The organism is Roseiconus nitratireducens (assembly GCF_008629675.1).
GTDB lineage: Bacteria > Planctomycetota > Planctomycetia > Pirellulales > Pirellulaceae > Stieleria > Stieleria nitratireducens.
The window spans coordinates 126,182-145,190 of sequence record NZ_VWOX01000015.1; the positions used below are offsets into that span (position 1 = coordinate 126,182).

Here is a 19,009-nt window from a genome sequence, read left to right on the forward strand (position 1 = left end):
CCCCCCCATCGCATCGGCGCGGCGCAGCCCCCGCCGGCGTTATCCAGCGACGGCCTCAAAAAAAAACACCGACAAGCGGCCGACGCTAAGAACGGCGGCCGGCTCGTCGGTGTTTTCGCAAAGAAAGTTTGGCGGGCGGATGGGCGGTGAATGCTTTCACCCGATTCGGAAACGCTTCCCGTCGGCGGCGGGTTCCACGTCACGGGATCCAGAACCGGAAAGGGTTCAGGGCAGCGTCAGCTCCACGTGGTTGTCGCCACCCTCGCTGATCACAGCCTTCAGACCGCTGACCTCTTTCGGCCCCCCGCCGCCACGGCGTCGGGCCATCGCGGTGGGGTCGCCCATGGGAGCCAAGGCCCCTTCCGCCGCGTTCTCAATCGTTTCGGTGTCCGGCAACGTGACAGCCGGCTGACGCCCGCCCTTCGGTTGGCCACCGATGACAGTCACGCTGTGCGTATCGATGGCGGCACCGGGTTCGCCGGTGGAATACCGCAATTCAAACTCGCCGTTGTCGTCCGTGGTGCCATAAGACGTTCCGCCGCTGGTCGTCGGATGGAACTCCACGCGGGCATTCACGTACGGAATACCGTCCTTGGTCAGCTTGCCGGTGACCGACGCCAGTTCAGGTCGATCGCTGCTGCCGCAGCCGGCAACGGTCGCCAAGCACAGGCCCGTGGCCAGGGACAAAGCATAAAAAGCTTTCTCTTTCAAAATCATCTCGTGAAATCTTTCGGAATGTTTGTGGTTGGATGTGAATCGAAAAACGGGCCCGGAGAACCACGGCCGGTCGTCCGAGCCCGTCGTGTGCCGACCTCGCCGAACGACGGGCATCCGCCGCCGGCGATAGGCTTTGCTTGAAACAAGTAGCTACACTCGCCAGAGCATGGCTTTCTGCCATCTGGCGACAGCAGCTACCGGGTTTTGCCAGTTCTCAGACAGGGCCCGTTTTCAGACAGGACCTCGTCTGCCCGATGGAGCCTGTGGGGCCAGTTCAGAACTGCTCGATGACCTTGCGGTCTTCGCGGTTGGAGAGCAGCGAGAAGATTTCAAAGCGGATGTTCTCGCTGATGAACTCAACCGATCCGTCGCTCTTGAGGAACTGCGCCCCGCCGCCGTGCGTGGAGTTGAAGATGGTGTGGTTGCCCGGACGGCCGTACCAGTAAGGCCCGATGCCGTAGGGATCCAGGAAGCGGTTGGTCGGCGAGTAGTTGATCCCGACGCGCGTCGAGGCGACATTCATCCGGTAACCCTCCGGACCGTTGTTGGGACCGCCGCCGCCTCCGGACCAGGCACCACCGAACCAGTTGCCGGCCCGCTGGTCGTAGAATTCGGGCTCGGTCTGTCCCGGCGGTCGGACGCGAACAAAGTCACTTTGCTCGCCCACGGCCAGCGTGTGAGAAGTTCCGTCCAGGATCGATGCAAACTTCACCGGTTCGTGGTTGCCGTTGTCCAACGCGACGATCACGCCGTTGTAGTCGCTCATCCCGGCATAGCCGTTCCACTGCGACTTTCGTTCGTTGTAATCACCGGCCACCCCGACGTAGTTGGGAATTTGAATCTCCAACGTCTCCGGCGCCCCCAGCGCCACGGTTTCGGGACTGGCATCATCAAATCGCGACTGGGGCAACGGACTGGACGGGCAATTGAACGACGGCACGATCAATCCGTTGTAAGTTTCCCAGTTGCGGTTGATGCCGTCGTTGCGCGAGGCAAAGTCGGTTCCATTGAAGGTCGTCCGGTCCCAGGCCGCGGACTGCTCCATGAACGGCAGGATCTTGACCAGCCAGGATGGCGGTCGCTGCTCGGTGATCTCCGCCGTGGTCGATGCCGTCGGCATCTGCTTGTAAGTGTTGTGGTACATGTGCAGCGCCAAGCCGACCTGCTTGAGATTGTTGGAGCAGGACATGCGGCGGGCGGCTTCCCGCGCCGACTGGACGGCCGGCAGCAGCAAACCAACCATCACACCGATGATCGCGATCACCACCAACAGCTCCACCAACGTGAAGGCGTGGCGGGCACGTTTGCAACGACGACGGTCCAGGGACGAACGGGTAACGAAAGATTGGATGGAAGGGTGGGTCATGTTCATTGGAGGCAAATCATCTGCCTGTATCGAAGAATCGTTTGCATGTGAACCATTCACATGCTGTGTAATTTCCAGACGCCCGGTGAGGGACGTCGCTCGGTCCCGCTCGTAAGCAGCAGGGGTGCCAAAGCGGTCGCCCATCGATCCACGTCGCACCGCCCACCGGGGTGACGAAATCAAATTGCGGTGAGATGAATCCCCTCAACCCCGCGTGAAACTGAACAGAGTCCCATTCAAGCGGGACCAAATCTGAAGTTTTTTTCCTCGCCGCGGCGATTGGCGCCGGGCCGACACCGCACCCGATCGGGTTACCCGAGGCGAGTCGCGCGCGTCTCGGGCAATCTGCTACCCAAACGGGCAGCCGCGATCCGGATCGGGTGTGGTCATCGGTCGCACGCCACCCCAAACAGCTGTCGGCCGGCCGCCGATCGGGTTGGGCGATCCTGGCAAGACGATCCAACCGGCAACGCTCAAGATGTGGGCAATTGAGCCCACCACGGCCCCGCCGGGGCATTCAAGAGAGACTGACCGGCCGAACCGCCCGATCCAATGACGCCTCCGCCCGGTCCAATGACGACCTCCCACCGCACGCAATCTGCTGGCCCAGCTTGGCGTGAAACGTGGCAGATCCGCGGCGAAGATCGGTGACGACAGATTTCAACCAGCCGCCGGGAGGTCGCGGCGGGGCACGCGACGACGCGGGGAGGATGAATCTCAGAAGGCAGGTCTTTTCCAGGCCCGGGAAACTGGATTTCGCCCTGCGCATCACCGCCGGGGCAGCTTGCGTGGCGGCAGGAAGAATGTTGACGAATCAATCTTCCCGCAGTATCGTTTAGGGGTGCCGAATCTTTCCCTTGCGTCGGATTTGGCGACCCCGCCTGCCCCTTCCTGGGCTACCTGCACGGAACGTCCTGGTCACTCTAACGGGCGTTCTCGGTGTCGGACCGGCGTTTGTCAGAAAGACGCGTCCTCGCCGAGAATCGTCCCCCTTGTGACGTGATTCGCTGGTTCGAATCGACACCCAGTCACACGCAAAGGCGATCGACTCTCACGGGCACGCTCGATTTGCTCGCAGGTATCTACCGTGAAATCATTGATCGATCTTGGCAGCGGGATCTCCGCTGCGCTTGCCCTGCTCGTCGTCACGACCGTTACCGCTGACGAACCGCGTCCGGCCGAATCGGCGACAGAATCGCCCATCAGCTTCAAGGAGCAGATCGAACCGATTCTGCGGAAGAACTGCTACGGGTGCCACCAAGGTGCCAAGCAGCGCGGCGATTACCTGATGACCAACTTCCAGTCGCTGGTCGCCGGCGGGGAAACCGGAGAACCGGCGATCGTTCCCGGCAAACCCGATCAAAGTTATCTGGTCTCGCAAATCACCGTCGACGACGGCCAGGCGGCGATGCCGCTCCCGCCCGCCAAACCGCTCAGCGACGTCGAAGTTGAATTGATCCGCCGCTGGATCGCCCAGGGCGCCGAGAACGACCTCGGCGATACCGGGCCGATCTATAGCCGGACCAACCCGCCACAATACAGTGCGGCTCCGTCGATTCCTTCGGTCGATGTCTCGCCGGACGGCAAGCGGATCGCCCTGGCCGCGTATCACGAGGTCTTGTTGCTGGACGCCCAGGACGGAAGCCTGGTTGCCCGGCTGGTTGGCATGAGTCCTCGAATCAATGCCGTCGGTTTCTCGCCGGACGGAAAGAAGTTGGCAGCGGTCGGTGGCACGCCTTCGGTCCAGGGCGAAGTCCAGATCTGGGACCCCGCTTCAGGAGACTTGTTACTCTCGAAAACCCTGACCTATGACGCACTCGCCGGATTGGGTTGGTCACCCGATGCCACGAAACTGGCGTTCGGCGCAACCGACAACGTCGTCCGCGCGATCGATGCGGAAACCGGAGAACAGGTCCTGTTTCAGGGTGCCCACGAAGACTGGATCCAGGACGTCGGATTCACACCCGACGGGACCCACCTGGTTTCGGTGGCCAGAGACATGTCCTGCAAATTGACCGAGGTGGCCACCGAGCGGTTTGTCGACAACGTCACGTCGATCACTCCGGGAGCCCTGTCCGGCGGACTGTCCAGCGTCGCGGTGCACCCCTCGCGGAACGAGATCGTGGTCGGGGGTGCCGACGGCGTCGCCAAGGTCTACCGCATCTTCCGGGAAACGGCGCGCAAGATCGGCGACGACGCCAACTTGATCCGGGAACTTCCGGAACTACGCGGCCGCATCTTCAGCGTCGACATCAGTGACGACGGATCCCGGATTGCTGCGGCGGCGACCTTGAACGGGAAGAGCGAAGTCCGCGTCTGGAGCTACGACTTCGATGGGACGCTGACCGACGAGCTAAAGAAAATGATGGCCAAGCGGATTGCCGATCGCTCGGCCGAAGAGAAACAGAAGATTGACGAATACCGCGGTAAGTCGACGCAACAACTGGCCGCCTGGTCGTTGGACGATGCGGCCGTGTACGCGATCAGTTTCGCGCCGGACCAGTCTCTGGTGATCACGTCCTCCGATGGACAACTGCGACGCTTGACGCCCGACGGCCAGCTCGCGGAGACGTTCAACGTCGTCCCGGATTCGGACAGCGAAGTTTCCATCGCGAACACGTTCGACGCAGCGAATTGGACCGAGCAAATTGAAACGCGTTCCGAAGATCCGGTGGACGACGCATCGGTCTCTGCGATCGAAATCCAACCGTCCTCCATCGAACTGAATTCTCCTTACGCCTACTGCCAGCTGCTCGTCACCGCGACCACCGCGGATGGAACGAAGGTGGATGTCACGCGTCAATGCGACATCGTGGCGCCGGATTGGCTGACCCACACGGGCACCGGAATGGTGCGTCCGATCGGCGACGGCAGCGGCGAACTGCTGGTCCACTTCGGACAACTGCAGGCCTCCGTTCCGATCGCCGCGACCGCGGTCTCGGGGTCGGATGAACTGGCTGATCCAGGCAAGGTCGACTTCATCCGTGACGTCAATCCGGTGCTCAGCCGATTGGGCTGCAACCAGGGAACCTGCCACGGTGCTCAGAAGGGCAAGGCGGGCTTCAAACTTTCCCTGCGTGGCTACGACCCGATCTTTGACCTGCGAGCGTTGACCGACGACCTGGCCGCGCGACGAATCAACCCGGCGGCGCCTCAGGAATCGTTGATGCTGCGAAAACCGCTGGGTCTGGCGCCGCACCAGGGCGGCGCGTTGATGAGCCAGTGCGATCCGTACCACGCCATCCTGCGGCGTTGGATTGCCGACGGTAGCCAGCTGAACCTGGACGCCCCGCGCGTCAACCGCTTGGAGATCTTCCCCAGCAATCCGGTCGTCCAGTCCATCGGCACGCAGCAGCAGGTTCGCCTGGTGGCTCATTACACCGACGGCAGCCGACGCGATGTGACACGCGAGGCGTTTGTCGAGAGCGGCAATTCCGAGGTCGCCACCACCGATCGCACCGGCCTGGTGACGGCGGTCCGCCGTGGGGAAGCGCCGATCCTGGCACGCTACGAAGGGAACTATGTCGCGACCACGTTGACGGTGATGGGGGAACGCCCGGGCTACCAGACGCGAGAGTACGAAACGTGGTCGAAGATCGACGAATTGGTCGCCAAGAAGTGGGATCGCGTCAAGGTCGTCCCCAGTGACCTGGCCGATGACGCCACGTTCCTGCGACGCGTCACCCTGGACCTGACCGGGCTGCCGCCGACCAGCGAAGCGGTGCGAGCGTTCCTGCAGGACCCCGCTCCGACCCGTGTTAAGCGCTCACGTGTCGTCGACGAATTGCTTTCCAGCGAGGCCTACGTCGAATACTGGACGAACAAATGGGCGGACCTGTTGCAGGTCAATCGAAAGTTCCTGGGAGTTGAGGGCAGCCAGAAGTACCGCGAGTGGATTCGCAGTGCGATTGCCGAGAACCGTCCGTACGACGAATTCGTCCGCCAGATTCTGACGGCGTCCGGGTCCAATAAGGACAACCCCGCGGCCAGCTATTTCAAGGTCTTGCGGAATCCCGAGGACACGATGGAGAACACCACTCACCTGTTCTTGGGCATCCGATTCAATTGCAACAAGTGCCACGACCATCCGTTTGAACGCTGGACCCAGGACCAGTATTACGAATTGGCGGCGTTCTTCAGCCGGGTCGGGCTGGAAACCGATCCGGCCTCGGGCAACAAGCGGATCGGAGGCACCGCGGTCGAAGGCGCCAAACCGCTGTACGAAAAAGTCGTCGACAGGGGCGAAGGCGAAATGGAACACGCCCGCACCGGTGAAGTCGCCCCGCCGCTGTTCCCCTACGAGGTTCCCTGCCAGATCGATCCCGACGCGACCCGGCGCGAACAGTTGGCCGAGTGGATGACGGACCCGGACAACCCGTACTTCGCACGCAGCTTTGCCAACCGCTTGTGGGGCTACCTGCTGGGCAAGGGGCTGATCGAACCGATCGACGACATCCGGGCGGGCAACCCACCGACCAATCCGGAATTGCTGGACCACCTGACCCGAGAATTCATCGCGTCCAACTTCGACGTGAAGTCGGTGCTGAGGGAGATTTGCAACAGCCGCACCTACCAGTTGGGCGTCCAGACGAACCCGCTGAATGAAGACGACGCGTTGAATTACTCGCACGCCCTGCCGCGGCGATTGCCGGCGGAGGTGATCTACGACGCCGTCCATCGACTGACCGGCGCCGTCACGGAAATCCCCGGCATGCCCAAAGGGACTCGCGCCGCCGAGCTGACCGATTCGGGAGTCAAATTAGCGGACGGATTCCTGCAGAATCTGGGCCGACCGGCACGCGAGAGCGCCTGTGAATGCGAACGCTCCAGTGAATTGCAGCTCGGTCCGATCATGGCGCTGATCAGCGGCCCCACCATCGCATCGGCGATTTCCGATCCGAAGAACGAATTGGAGCAGATCGTCGCGGAGTGCCCCGACGACCGAGCTTTGGCCGAAGAGATCTTTTTGCGTTCGCTGGGTCGCCTGCCGACCGAAGCCGAATTTGCCGCCTTTGATCAAATCAAGCAACAGATCCAGCGGGACCACGAACGTCTGCTGCAGCAACTGCAAACCAAGGAGGAGCAGTGGAAGGTTCGCAAAGCCGAACTGGAACAACAGCGTCAGGATGCCCTGGCCAAGGTCGAAGCGGAGTTGCAGGCCAAGATCGAAGCGGTCCGGCCGGAACAGGAACGCCTGGCAAAGGAGCGTGAAGCCAGAATCGCCGAAGCGGAGAAGCAACGGCAAGCTGCCGACGAAAGCCTGACGCAGCGGATCGTCCAGTGGGAAAAAGACCACCAGCAGGCCGTCGAATGGCATCCGCTGCTGCCCTCGCGAGCGACCGCCACGAACAAGGCGGTGCTGACGACGCTGGACGATCGATCGATCCTGGCATCCGGGCCCAAGGACAAAGGCGTCTACACGATTCAATACCCCACCTCGCTGCCGCGGATCACCGGCTTTCGGATCGAGGCGCTTTCGGATTCGCGGTTGCCCTCCTCCGGCCCCGGACTGCCAGCGAACGGAAACTTTGTGCTGACCGAGGTGGAACTGAGCCAGTCGCCAAAGGGCGAAAAGTCGAAACCGCAGTCGGTCGCGATCGCCAGCGGCAAAGCGGACTTTCTGCAATCGAACTTCTCGGCAGAGGCGACTTTCGACGGAAAAACGCGTGACCAGGGCGGATGGGCCGTGTCCGGCGCGACCGGCGTCGACCACTGGGCAACCTTCACGCTGAAGGAACCGATCGAGAATCCGGACGGCTGCGTGCTGACGTTCAAACTGCACCAGTTCCACAACGCCGCCGAGCACCGCTTGGGGCGTTTCCGCATCAGTGTGACCACCGCGACCGGTGAGATCCCGCTGGACCTTCCCGAAACGCTGCGGGCCGTCGTCTCCAACTCGGCCGATGCCCGTAGCGACGAAGACAAGAAGCTGCTCCGCGACTACTTCGCCAAGACCGACGCCGAACTTGCCAAAGCGCAAGCCGCGGTCGCCGAAGCGAAACGAGCGGTGCCGCCGCACCCCGACGTGGTCCGCCTGGAACAACGCCGTGATGCACTCCGCCAACCCACCCCGGATGATCCTTCGTTGGTGCAGTTGCGCGAAGACGTCCAGCAAAGCACCGAGCAAGTCGGACACCTGCGTTTGACGGCCGCCGAAGACTTGACCTGGGCGCTGATCAACAGCCCCGCATTCCTGTTCAATCACTGATCCCACTCCACCCCGACCCGGAGATTCCGCCATGCTTTCTTTCAAAGGCTTTCCCGCGAAAGATCTGTGCGATCCTCATCTCGCACCGACCCGCCGGACGTTTCTGCGCGTCGGTGGCTGTGGGATGTTGGGCTTGTCGCTCCCCTCATTGCTGCAACTGCAAAGCGCCTCGGCCGGCGAAGCCTCCGTCGGCGGTGCCGGCTGGGGCAAGGCCAAAAGCATCATCATGGTCTACCTGCAGGGAGGCCCCAGCCACTTGGACCTCTGGGACCCCAAGGAAAACGTTCCCGACAACGTCAAAAGCCAGTTCAATCCGATCAGCACGAAGCTGCCGGGCATCAAGTTCACGGAAAACCTGCCGCGGCTGAGTCAGCTGAACGATCGCTTCACCATGATCCGGTCGATGTCTTACACGCCCAACGGTCTGTTCAACCACACCGCGGCGATCTACCAGATGATGACCGGCTACACGACCGACAAGGTCAGCCCGTCGGGACAGTTGGAACCGCCCAGCCCCAAGGACTTCCCAAACTTCGGCAGCAACATCATCAAGATGCGCCCGATCGACGAACCGATGCTGCCGTTCGTCATGTTGCCACGTCCGCTGCAGGAATCCAATGTCGTCGGCAAAGGCGGCACCGCGGGATTCCTGGGCAAGTCGTTCGATCCGTACACGCTGTATCCGGATGGCGACGACATGGACATGAGCAAGATGAATCGCATCAAGGTCGAAGATCTGCGGTTGCGTCCCGAGGTGTTCAGCGTGCGGTTGCAACGCCGAGCCCAGTTGAGGGATCTGCTGAACGCGCAAATGCCGGAAATCAACAAGGCCGTGGAGAACTTCGAACTGGACGAGTACTACGACCGCGCTCTGTCGCTGATCGTCTCCGGCCGGGCCCGCGAAGCGTTCGACCTGAACAGCGAACCGGATGCCTTGCGCGACCAGTACGGGCGCAACACCTTCGGCCAGAGCTGCCTGTTGGCCCGACGCCTGGTCGAAGCCGGCACGCGCGTGGTGGAGGTGATCTGGCCCAAGGTCGCCAACAGCGACAACCACTCCTGGGACCACCACAGCGGGTTGAGCAAACGGATGAAAGACCAATCGGCGCCGATGCTGGACAACGGCCTGTCGTCTTTGATCGAAGACCTGGACCAGCGGGGCATGCTGGAAGACACGCTGGTCGTCGCCGTCGGCGAATTCGGACGCAGCCCGCAACGCGGTGTCAGCACCAGCGGCAACAACAATTCCGACGACGGCCGCGATCACTGGCCCTATTGCTACACGGCGGTCATGGCCGGCGCGGGAACACGTCGCGGCTACGTGCACGGCAAGAGCGACAAAACGGCTTCGGCCCCGCTGGAAGACCCCGTCCATCCGTCAGAATTGCTGGCGACGATCTATCACAGTTTCGGGATCGATCCCGAAACAATCGTCTACAACCACTTGAACCAGCCCCGCGAACTGGTCAAGGCCCACGCGTTGACGTCGCTGCTGAGCTGATTTCCGCAGCGGTTGAAGCTTTGTATCCTCGCGCCTTTCGGTCGTGCAGCTTTGCTTCACCCTCCCTCCGGGAGGGTCGCGGAGGAGCTTGCGACGACGCGGGGAGGGCACGGCCGACGCATTGATTTCAGCTGGTTCCTTAAGGCACCCTCCCCAAAGGCTCGTGCCTCACCTTTGACCCTCCCGGAGGGAGGGTGAATTTCAGATAATCGCGTCTTTTCCTGCCCCGCCGTTTCCGTCGGCTTGCGCCGATGTCAGGGAGCTTTCGTCGTCTTGCGACCGGAGGCTTTGCTTTTTTTGCTTCACCTCATTCTCAGGCCGGTTGCCTTTAAGGCTTCACGACCAGGTTGACCAGACGGCCGGGGACGGCGATTTTTTTCACGACGTTTTTCCCGGCCAACATTTCCTGCACGCGGTCATCGGCCAACGCCGCTTCGATCATCTGATCGGGCTTCGAATCGGGCGACACGTGAATCTTCGTCTTGACCTTGCCGTTGAACTGGACGGGAACTTCGATCGAGCTTTGGACCAAAGCGGCTTCGTCCCAACTCGGCCAGGGTTGGTGTGCGATGGATCCCTGCTGACCAAGGATCTTCCATAATTCTTCGCACAGGTGCGGGGCATAGGGCGACAGCAGAATCAGGAAGTTTTTCATCGCGGCGACGGGGCGAGTTTCGCAGCGAGTGAAGAAATTGGTGAACTCCATCATCCGGGCGATCGCCGTGTTGAAGCTCATCGACTCGGTGTCTTCGGTGACCTTCTTGATCGTCGCGTGCAACATCCGATTCTGGTCTTCGTCGCCGTCGGCGTCGCTCAATCCGGGTTGCAGCACCAGATCGTCGCACTGATCATCCACGATCATCCGCCAAACACGATCGAGAAAACTGCGGACCCCGCCGACGCCTGCCATGGACCAAGGCTTGGTGGCTTCCAGCGGCCCCATGAACATCTCATACAGCCGCAAGGCGTCGGCGCCGTATTCTTTGACCACCACATCGGGATTGACCACGTTGCCGCGACTTTTGGACATCTTGTGAGCCCGACTGTCGATGCGGATCGACGGATCGGATTTCAACACGAAGCCTTCACCTTTCTTCTCGACCTGGTCTTCGGCGACGGGCTTGGCGACGACGGGGCGACCGTCCTTGCTTTGACGTCCCCCTTCCGGACTCTTGCGAACGTGTTGGCTGCTCACGGGCTGGTCGTCGGGATCGAAGTAAGCGGTGAACTCCACCTCGCCCAGGATCATGCCCTGGTTGACCAATCGCCGGAACGGCTCGGGCGTGGACACGTGACCGCGATCGTACAACACCTTGTGCCAGAACCGCGAATACAGCAGGTGCAGCACGGCGTGCTCCGCACCTCCGACATACAGGTCGACTGGCATCCAGGCGGATTCCTTCTCCGGATCCACCAACCGGGCATCGTTGTGCGGATCGATGTACCGCAGGTAGTACCAGCAGGATCCGGCCCACTGCGGCATCGTGTTGGTCTCTCTTCGGTAGCGTTGGCCGTCGATGGTCACGTACAGCCAATCCTCACCGGCTTTGGCCAACGGCGGCTCCGGACGTCCATGGGGTTTGAAGTCCTCCAGTTCCGGCAGCCGCACGGGCAGCTCGGACGGATCAACGCCGCGCATCCGGCCGGTTTCGCGTCCGTCCTGATCGACTTCGTGCAGGATCGGGAACGGTTCCCCCCAGAACCGTTGTCGGCTGAACAACCAGTCCCGTAATTTGTAGTTGACCGCTTGTTTTCCCAAGCCTTCGCCGGACAGTCGGGCGGTGATCTTCGTTTTGACTTCCGCGGTGTCCAGTCCATCCAGCGATCCGCTGTTGATGGCGTTTCCGACGGCGGCGAAGCAAGCCTTGCCGGCCAGGATTTCAGCTCGGTTCTCCGCGTCGGCCGGCGGCTCAACGACGGCAATCACCGGCAGGTCGTATTTCACGGCAAACTCGAAGTCACGTTCATCGTGCGCCGGGACGGCCATGATCGCCCCGGTTCCGTAGCCGGCCAGGACGTAGTCGGCCACCCAGATCGGAATGGGTTTTCCGTTCACCGGATTGATGGCGTGGCTGCCGGTGAACACCCCGGTTTTTTCCCGGTCACCTTCGGTCCGTTCGCGATCCGACTTGAACGAAGCTTTCTCGCAGTAAGCCGTGACCGCATCGGCCTGATCGGACGCGGTCAACTGCGGCAACATCGGATGTTCCGGCGACACCACCATGTAGGTCGCCCCGAACAACGTGTCCGGCCGGGTCGTGTAAACGCGCAGCGCGTCGCCGCCGGGGCGTTGGGGAAATCCCGATTCACCGCGGGCCGATTTCCATGTTTCGAACTGCTCCTCCTGGCCGACGAAAAAATCGACCTCCGCTCCCGTGCTTCGTCCGATCCAGTCGGACTGCAGTTTTTTGATTCCTTCGGGCCACTCCAAATCGTCCAGCCCCTCCAACAACCGTTCGGCGTAGTCGGTGATCCGCAACATCCACTGCCGCAACGGGATCCGCTTCACCGGGTGCCCGCCGACCTCGCTCTTGCCGTCGACGACTTCCTCGTTGGCCAGCACCGTCCCCAGTTCCGGGCACCAGTTGACCAGGGCGTCGTCTTGGTAGGCCAGGCGGCGGGAATCCACGTACGCGTCCACCGCACGGGGGCCTTCGGCGCGAACCGAATCGGGGATCGGCAATTCGGCGATCGGGCGGCCGACTTGCTGTTCCGCATCAAACCAGGTGTCAAAGAGCACCAGGAAGATCCACTGGGTCCAACGAAAATAGGCTTCGTCGGTGGTGGCAAGGACACGGTCCCAGTCGTAGCTGAAACCCAACATCTTCAACTGGCGGGTGAAGTTATCGATGTTGCGTTGAGTCTGAATCCGGGGATGCTCCCCGGTCTTGATCGCGTGTTCCTCGGCGGGCAACCCGAAGGCATCGAAGCCCATCGGGTGCAACACGCTTTCCCCACGCATCCGGGCAAAGCGGGAAACGATGTCGGTGGCGGTGTAGCCCTCCGGATGGCCGACATGCAGGCCGTCGCCGCTGGGATAGGGGAACATGTCCAACACGTAGCGCTTCTTGCCGCCCGGGTTTTCGGGCGTCGCAAAGGTCTTATTCTCTTCCCAGTAGGCTTGCCAACGCGGTTCGATATCGGCAGGGTTGTAACGCGGCATGTCGGTCGAATGGGGATGGTTGGGATAGCGGGAGACGGCCGACCGCCGTTGCCGGTCGCGCCGGCCTGGTTTGGGCGTCGGTGGTAGCAGATTCTAAGGATTGGCGATTTTGGCGTAAGTAGCGGGTCAAGCGTGGCAAAGCTGTACTTTTATTACTCCGCGATGAACGCGGGAAAATCAACGATCCTGTTGCAGTGCAGTCACAACTACCGCGAACGTGGCATGCGGACGATGATCCTGCTGCCGGAGATCGATACCCGCGTGAAGGCGGGGACGGTGGCCAGCCGGATCGGGTTGCAGGCGCCCGCGCGAACGTTCACCACCGCCGATAACCTGCACGGAATCGTTGACCGCGCCCACGAGGAGTCCGCCCTGCACTGTGTCCTGGTCGATGAAGCCCAATTCCTGACACGTCCGCAGGTCCGCCAGCTGAGCGACGTTTGCGACGGGCTGGACGTTCCGGTGATGGCCTATGGGCTGAGGACCGATTTCCAGGGCAATTTGTTCGCCGGAAGCGAAATGTTGCTCGCCTGGGCCGACACGATCAGCGAAATCAAAACGATTTGCCATTGTGGACGCAAAGCCACGATGGTGTTGCGAATCGACGACCGGGGGCGGCCGATCAAGGACGGCCGTCAAATCCAGATCGGCGGCAACGAGCGGTACATTTCGGTGTGCCGGCGACATTTCAAGGAGGGACTGAGCCGGCCGGCCGCCGGGGAGTTGCCGCTGTTGGACACCCTGGACGATTCCGAGCCGGCCTGAGACGGCTCGGCGGGCCGTTTTCGGCTCTCGTTGGCGTGCCCGGTCGGCGGCCACCCCACGTCGCGGAAGTCACCTAAAAACGCTACAATTCGGCTGCCAAATGCGGCTCGCGTCGGGACCCAGCTCCGGCCTCCGCGGTTTCGGCGATTTGCCCGGTTTTCGGCGGATTTTCGCATCGTAGTGATCCACCCACGCGGCCCCCATTCACGCCTCCTTTTCAGGTCTCAATGAGCGACGCTCCCTCTTCCGACTCGTCCGCCCCCGAACCCGAACACACCCCCCCGGTCGAACCCACGCCCCGCTCGGTCGCGGAATCGATCGCCAGGACGGCCAACGACGCCTACGACAGCGACGACCTGCAACACTTGTCGGACTTGGAACACGTCCGCGAACGGCCCGGGATGTACGTCGGTGACACCGACCGCAACGGGCTGCACCACCTGGTCAGCGAGGTCGTGGACAACTCGATCGATGAAGCCATGGCGGGGTTCGCGACGACCGTCTCGGTCACCGTGCACAACGACGGCAGCGTCACGGTCGAGGACGACGGGCGCGGCATTCCGGTCGCCAAACACGAACAGCTCTCCGCCGAAGCCGAGCGCGAAGTCAGCACCCTGGAAGGCGTGATGACGGTGCTGAAATTCGGTGGCAAGTTTCAAAAAGGCGCGTACCAAACCTCCGGCGGGCTGCACGGCGTCGGCGTGACCGTCGTCAACTTCCTGTCGCAGTGGGCCGAGGTCGAAGTCAGCCGCGACGGGTACACCTGGCACCAACAATACGAACGCGGCGTCGCGGTCGAACCGGTCAAACGCGGTCACGCGACCAAAAAGACCGGCACCAAGACGACGTTCAAACCCGACCCGGAGATCTTCTCCACCACCAAATTCGTCTTCGACGTCCTCAATCGCCGGCTGCAGGAGTTGGCGTTCCTGAACTCCGGCGTGCGGATCAAGTTCCTGGACGAGCGCAACGGCGAAGGCGGCGATTACAAGTACGAACGCGGCGTCGCGGAATTCATCGAACACCTCAACCGCACCAGCGATCCCATCCATTCCGATGTGATCGAATTCAGCGGGACCCGCGATGACATCGAATACGAAATCGCGATGCAGTACACCACGGAATACTCCGAGAGTGTGCAATCGTACGTCAACAACATTCACACCGAAGACGGCGGAACCCACGTCAGCGGATTCCGCAGCGCCCTGACGAGGACGCTGAACAACTACGGCAGGAAGGAAAACCTGTTCAAAGGCAATCCGCCCACGGGCGATGATTTCCGCGAAGGCTTGACGGCCATCATCAGCGTTCGCGTGCCCGAACCGCGGTTCCAAAGTCAGACCAAGAACAAGCTTTCCAACGCCGAAGTTGAAAGCACGCTTAACACCGTGGTCGGCGAAAGCCTGGCCAAGTACTTGGAAGAGAATCCGCGCACCGCCAAAACGATTGTCCGCAAAGCCTTGCTGGCCAGCGAGGCTCGCGAGGCGGCTCGGAAAGCCAAGGATCTGTTGCGGAAACGGAAAGACGCGCTGGGCGGCGGCGGCTTGCCCGGCAAGCTTCGCGATTGCATCAGCAAGGAAATGGATCGCTGCGAACTGTACCTGGTGGAAGGTGACTCGGCCGGTGGATCGGCCGAAGGGGGTCGGATGCGCGACTACCAAGCCATCCTGCCGCTCCGCGGAAAAATCATCAACGCCTACAAGAGCCGCGAAGACAAGGTCCTGGCCAACGAGGAGGTGCGGTCCATGATCCAGGCCATCGGCACCGGGATCGGTGCCGACCAGGACATTTCCAAACGTCGGTACAACAAAATCGTGATCATGACCGATGCCGACGTCGACGGCAGCCACATCCGCACGCTGCTGCTGTGCTTCTTCTATCGGCAAATGTATCAGTTGGTTGCCGACGGGCACGTCTACGTCGCCCAGCCGCCGCTGTTCCGGGTCACCCACGGGCGGTCCAAGTACTACGTCCAGACCGAAGAGGAGATGAAAAGCCAGCTGCTTGACCGCGGTTTGAGCGACACGCAGTTTGAAGCCGAGGATGGTCGCCGCATCGAAGGCGAACTGATGCGGAAGCTGTGCACCGCGTTGGCTTCGATGGAGGACGCCATCCTGGCACTGGAACGCCGCGGGGTGAATCTGCGAATCCATTCCCAGCGGCTCGATCCGGTCTCCAACAGGCTGCCCGCCTGGCACCTCACGTTTGGCAACGAAGAACGGTGGTTTCAAAGCCCCGACGGCGTGGAAGATTTCCTGAACGAAAACCATTTGGTGCTCGACGACGAAACCCTGGGAGATGAAGCCCCCGAGGAAGAAGGCGTTGAGGATGAAGCCGCTGGCGAAGAAGCCGCTGGGGGTAGCGAGTCCGAAGCCACCTCCGAGGCGGAATCCGAGGAACCGCCGCGGCTGATCGCCCACCTGACCGAACTGCACGAGGTCAACACGATCAACAGCGGGCTGAAAGAATTGGCGGTGCTGGGTTTCAACCTGGAAGACCTGATCCCGGCGGATCGAACCGGATTGACCACGCCCCGCTTTGAACTGGTTCGCGGGGAAGACATCCGCCGGCCGATGGAAGACCTGCGGGAACTGCTTCCCGAAATCCGCGCCGCCGGTGAAAAAGGATTGCAGGTCACCCGCTTTAAAGGGCTGGGTGAAATGAACGCGGAAGAACTTCGCGAGACCACCCTCGATCCGGAAAACCGGACGCTGATCAAAGTCAACATGAAGGATGCCGGTGCGGCCGACGAAATGTTCCGCCTGCTGATGGGTGACAAAGTCGAACCGCGACGCGAATTCATCGAGAAGCACGCCTTGGACGTCCGCAACCTGGACGTGTAGCCGGCAACCTGCCCGGCAACACTCAGGGCCGGCAACACTCAGGGCCGGCGGCCCGACAGACACCTGCCGGGGCCGCCAGGCCCCGGTTTCCGACCTCTCCCGCTTCCGAGCCCCGGAGGGGCGACAGCAGCCGCTGCCGCCTCAGGCCATTTCGGCCTTCATTTCTTCCTTGGACTTCATCGGGAAATGCTCTTCGACCACCCGGTAGAACTCGTCCGCCGAGGAGACGTTGGCGACATGGGATCGGAAGTGCCGGGCGCCGTACTTTCCCTGGGCATAGCAGCAGGCGTACTTCCGCATCAGCACGGTTCCCTTCTCTTCCCCGAACCGCTGCTTGACCAGCTCGTAATGATGCAGCATGCAGTCACGCTGTTGAGCCAGTGAGGGATCCGCAGGCACCGGTTCCCCACGAAGCGCCGCGGCGGCCTGGGCAAACAACCAAGGTCGCCCCAGGCAGGCCCGTGCGATCATCACGCCGTCGACGTCGTACCGCTTGAATGCATCGACCACTTTCTGGGCCGAGTCCAAGTCGCCGTTGCCGATCAATGGGATCTGCTTCAGATGCGACTTGATTTCGCTGATTCGATCCCAGTCGGCATGCCCGCGGAACATGTCCTTGGCGGTGCGGCCGTGGACCGTCAACGCCGCCGCGCCCGCTTCTTCGACCACCCGGGCGACCTCATTGCAATTGATCGTCTCGGGGCTGCAGCCCAAGCGGATCTTGGCCGTGACCGGCGTCGGGGCACAGGCCTTGACCAGGCGGGAAATGATTTCAAACATCCGCCCGGGTGTTCGCAGCAGGTAGCTGCCGCTGTGGGCCTTTTCGGTGACTTGACGCACCGGGCAGCCGAAATTGATGTCGACCACGCTGACCTGATACTCCTCGACCAGCCGCCGTCCGACCTTGCTCATCGTCGCCGGATCGTTGTCCCAGATTTGCACGGCCAGCGGACGGGCTTCGTCGGCGACCCCCCACAGACGTTCGGGGTGCTCGGCCACGTGCTCGTCCATCCAGGCGAAGCCGCGGGCGTTGACCATTTCCGTGGCGATCAAACCGACGCCGCCGTACTCCCGCACCATCTGGCGGAAAGCGGCGTTCGTGAATCCGGCCATCGGGGCCTGCAACAAGGGCGGATCAACGACCAGGTCGCCGATGCGAAACGGCGGGGGCGGGAAGGGACGCGACATGGGACAGTCAGAGCGGGGTGTGGAAACACCGTCACTCTAAAACGCCCGCGACCAACTGGCAATGATCGAGTAGTCCGTCTCCAACTGGATCCCGTTCAAATCCTGACCCAGCGTGGGGACGATTTCGGCGTTGAAATAGTTTCCCCGCCACATCGCCTGGGCACCGAATCCCATGTTGTACCAATAGCCGCCACGAAAACTTTCGACATTGGTGCTGATCAAAGCATCGGGCGTGTCGGGATCGGCCCCGTCGTAGTTGTCACGCCACACGTGCTCACCCCGCCAGGACAACGCCACCTGATCGGTCAACAGGTACTGCGTCCAGGTGTTCAGACGCACCTCCGACCCGACTTGGTAGTCGCGGTAATTCTTTCCGATCGGCAGATCCGTTTGGATCTGTCCCCCCCAGCTCCACCAATCCGCAAAGTACTTGACCGTCATCCCGGGACGGGCGTTGAACGTCCCGCTGCCCAAACGCATCGGGTAGGGCAAGGGCTGGGAGACCAGGCCCCCGGTCGGCGCCGAACTGGTGCGATAAATGTCGCCGGTGGGAACCGATGCGCCCAGATTCAGGATCCAATCGCAGCGTTCGGTGCTGTACAGACGGATCAACGCCCCCAATGTCGTGTCGCCGAAACCGCTGTTGTGTGTCGTGAAATCGGTCCCGGGCCCCGCGGGGTTCGCCGGGCCACGCAGGTGATCCATCGTCAAGCTGGGCAACATCAACATGGTGTAAAGCGTGACGTCATCGCTGGCACCATACATGACGTGCACCATGTGCATCTCCATCGTCATCTGGGTCGGCGTCGCGCCGCGATTGGTGATCGGGTTGCTGGTGGCACCGTATGCGATCGCCTGGCTATCGCTCAGCGTCGTTTCACCGACTCGGTTGTCGTCCATGTACATGTTCATGTACCGGTACTCCACCATCCATTCACCCTGCTCGTGAAGGTGGTCCCCCATGATGCCCGCCGGTCCGTGTTTGTCCGCCAACCCTTTGCGTCCGGAATCGTCGCCCCAGGCCGTCGTCGCCCCAACGAACAGGCCGAGCGAAAGCAGGCAGGAGAGTTGAAACTTGGCCATGGAGCATCCCATTCGGAGTCGAGCGTGAGCCGGGGGGGCGGCAAGAGCCGTTGCCATCTGAATCGACCAACCCGAGCACCCGTCGCAACGAATCCCGTTCAGCCAGCCCGATCGACAGAATCGGAAAACCCGATGGCGATGAAGGGCCTGACTGAGCGGCAACCGCCACGCTCTG

General features: G+C 61.8%; 9 protein-coding genes. 4 read left to right on the forward strand and 5 right to left on the reverse strand.

From position 1 onward, the window contains the following. Window positions 1-225: 225 nt before the first annotated feature. Together FYK55_RS22500 and FYK55_RS22505 are read right to left on the reverse strand one after the other, a co-directional pair. Window positions 226-717, reverse strand: a complete 492-nt coding sequence (locus FYK55_RS22500) for a carboxypeptidase-like regulatory domain-containing protein (RefSeq protein ID WP_150078866.1) — start codon at window positions 715-717, stop codon at window positions 226-228. Window positions 718-991: 274 nt separating this feature from the next. Beyond that, a complete protein-coding gene (locus FYK55_RS22505; RefSeq protein WP_235908905.1) occupies window positions 992-2,089 on the reverse strand; it encodes a DUF1559 domain-containing protein in 1,098 nt (365 codons plus the stop codon). A gap of 1,081 nt (window positions 2,090-3,170) precedes the next feature. Here FYK55_RS22505 and FYK55_RS22510 point away from each other — a divergent pair. Then, window positions 3,171-8,291, forward strand: coding sequence for a DUF1549 domain-containing protein (locus tag FYK55_RS22510; RefSeq protein WP_235908906.1), 5,121 nt, complete (start codon window positions 3,171-3,173; stop codon window positions 8,289-8,291). Window positions 8,292-8,322: 31 nt separating this feature from the next. Next, window positions 8,323-9,792: a DUF1501 domain-containing protein gene (locus tag FYK55_RS22515; RefSeq protein WP_150078867.1), complete on the forward strand. Its 1,470-nt coding sequence runs from the start codon at window positions 8,323-8,325 to the stop codon at window positions 9,790-9,792. A 328-nt stretch (window positions 9,793-10,120) separates the two neighbouring features. On the opposite strand, the gene leuS is transcribed toward FYK55_RS22515, so the two are convergent. Then, a complete protein-coding gene (gene leuS / locus FYK55_RS22520; protein ID WP_150078868.1) occupies window positions 10,121-12,955 on the reverse strand; it encodes a leucine--tRNA ligase in 2,835 nt (944 codons plus the stop codon). Window positions 12,956-13,087: 132 nt separating this feature from the next. Here leuS and FYK55_RS22525 point away from each other — a divergent pair, with 132 nt between their 5' ends. Together FYK55_RS22525 and FYK55_RS22530 are read left to right on the forward strand one after the other, a co-directional pair. Continuing rightward, the gene (locus FYK55_RS22525; protein WP_150078869.1) at window positions 13,088-13,720 is read left to right on the forward strand and encodes a thymidine kinase; all 633 of its coding nucleotides are present in this window, start codon (window positions 13,088-13,090) and stop codon (window positions 13,718-13,720) included. Window positions 13,721-13,947: 227 nt separating this feature from the next. Then, window positions 13,948-16,563 (forward strand): DNA gyrase subunit B, encoded by a 2,616-nt coding sequence (locus tag FYK55_RS22530; protein ID WP_150078870.1) that lies wholly within the window; start codon window positions 13,948-13,950, stop codon window positions 16,561-16,563. A 141-nt stretch (window positions 16,564-16,704) separates the two neighbouring features. Here FYK55_RS22530 and dusB read toward each other — a convergent pair whose 3' ends face one another. Continuing rightward, on the reverse strand, window positions 16,705-17,751 hold the full coding sequence (dusB, locus tag FYK55_RS22535; protein WP_150078871.1) for a tRNA dihydrouridine synthase DusB: 1,047 nt from the start codon (window positions 17,749-17,751) through the stop codon (window positions 16,705-16,707). Window positions 17,752-17,787: 36 nt separating this feature from the next. Beyond that, window positions 17,788-18,834, reverse strand: a complete 1,047-nt coding sequence (locus FYK55_RS22540) for a transporter (protein WP_150078872.1) — start codon at window positions 18,832-18,834, stop codon at window positions 17,788-17,790. Window positions 18,835-19,009: the final 175 nt, after the last annotated feature.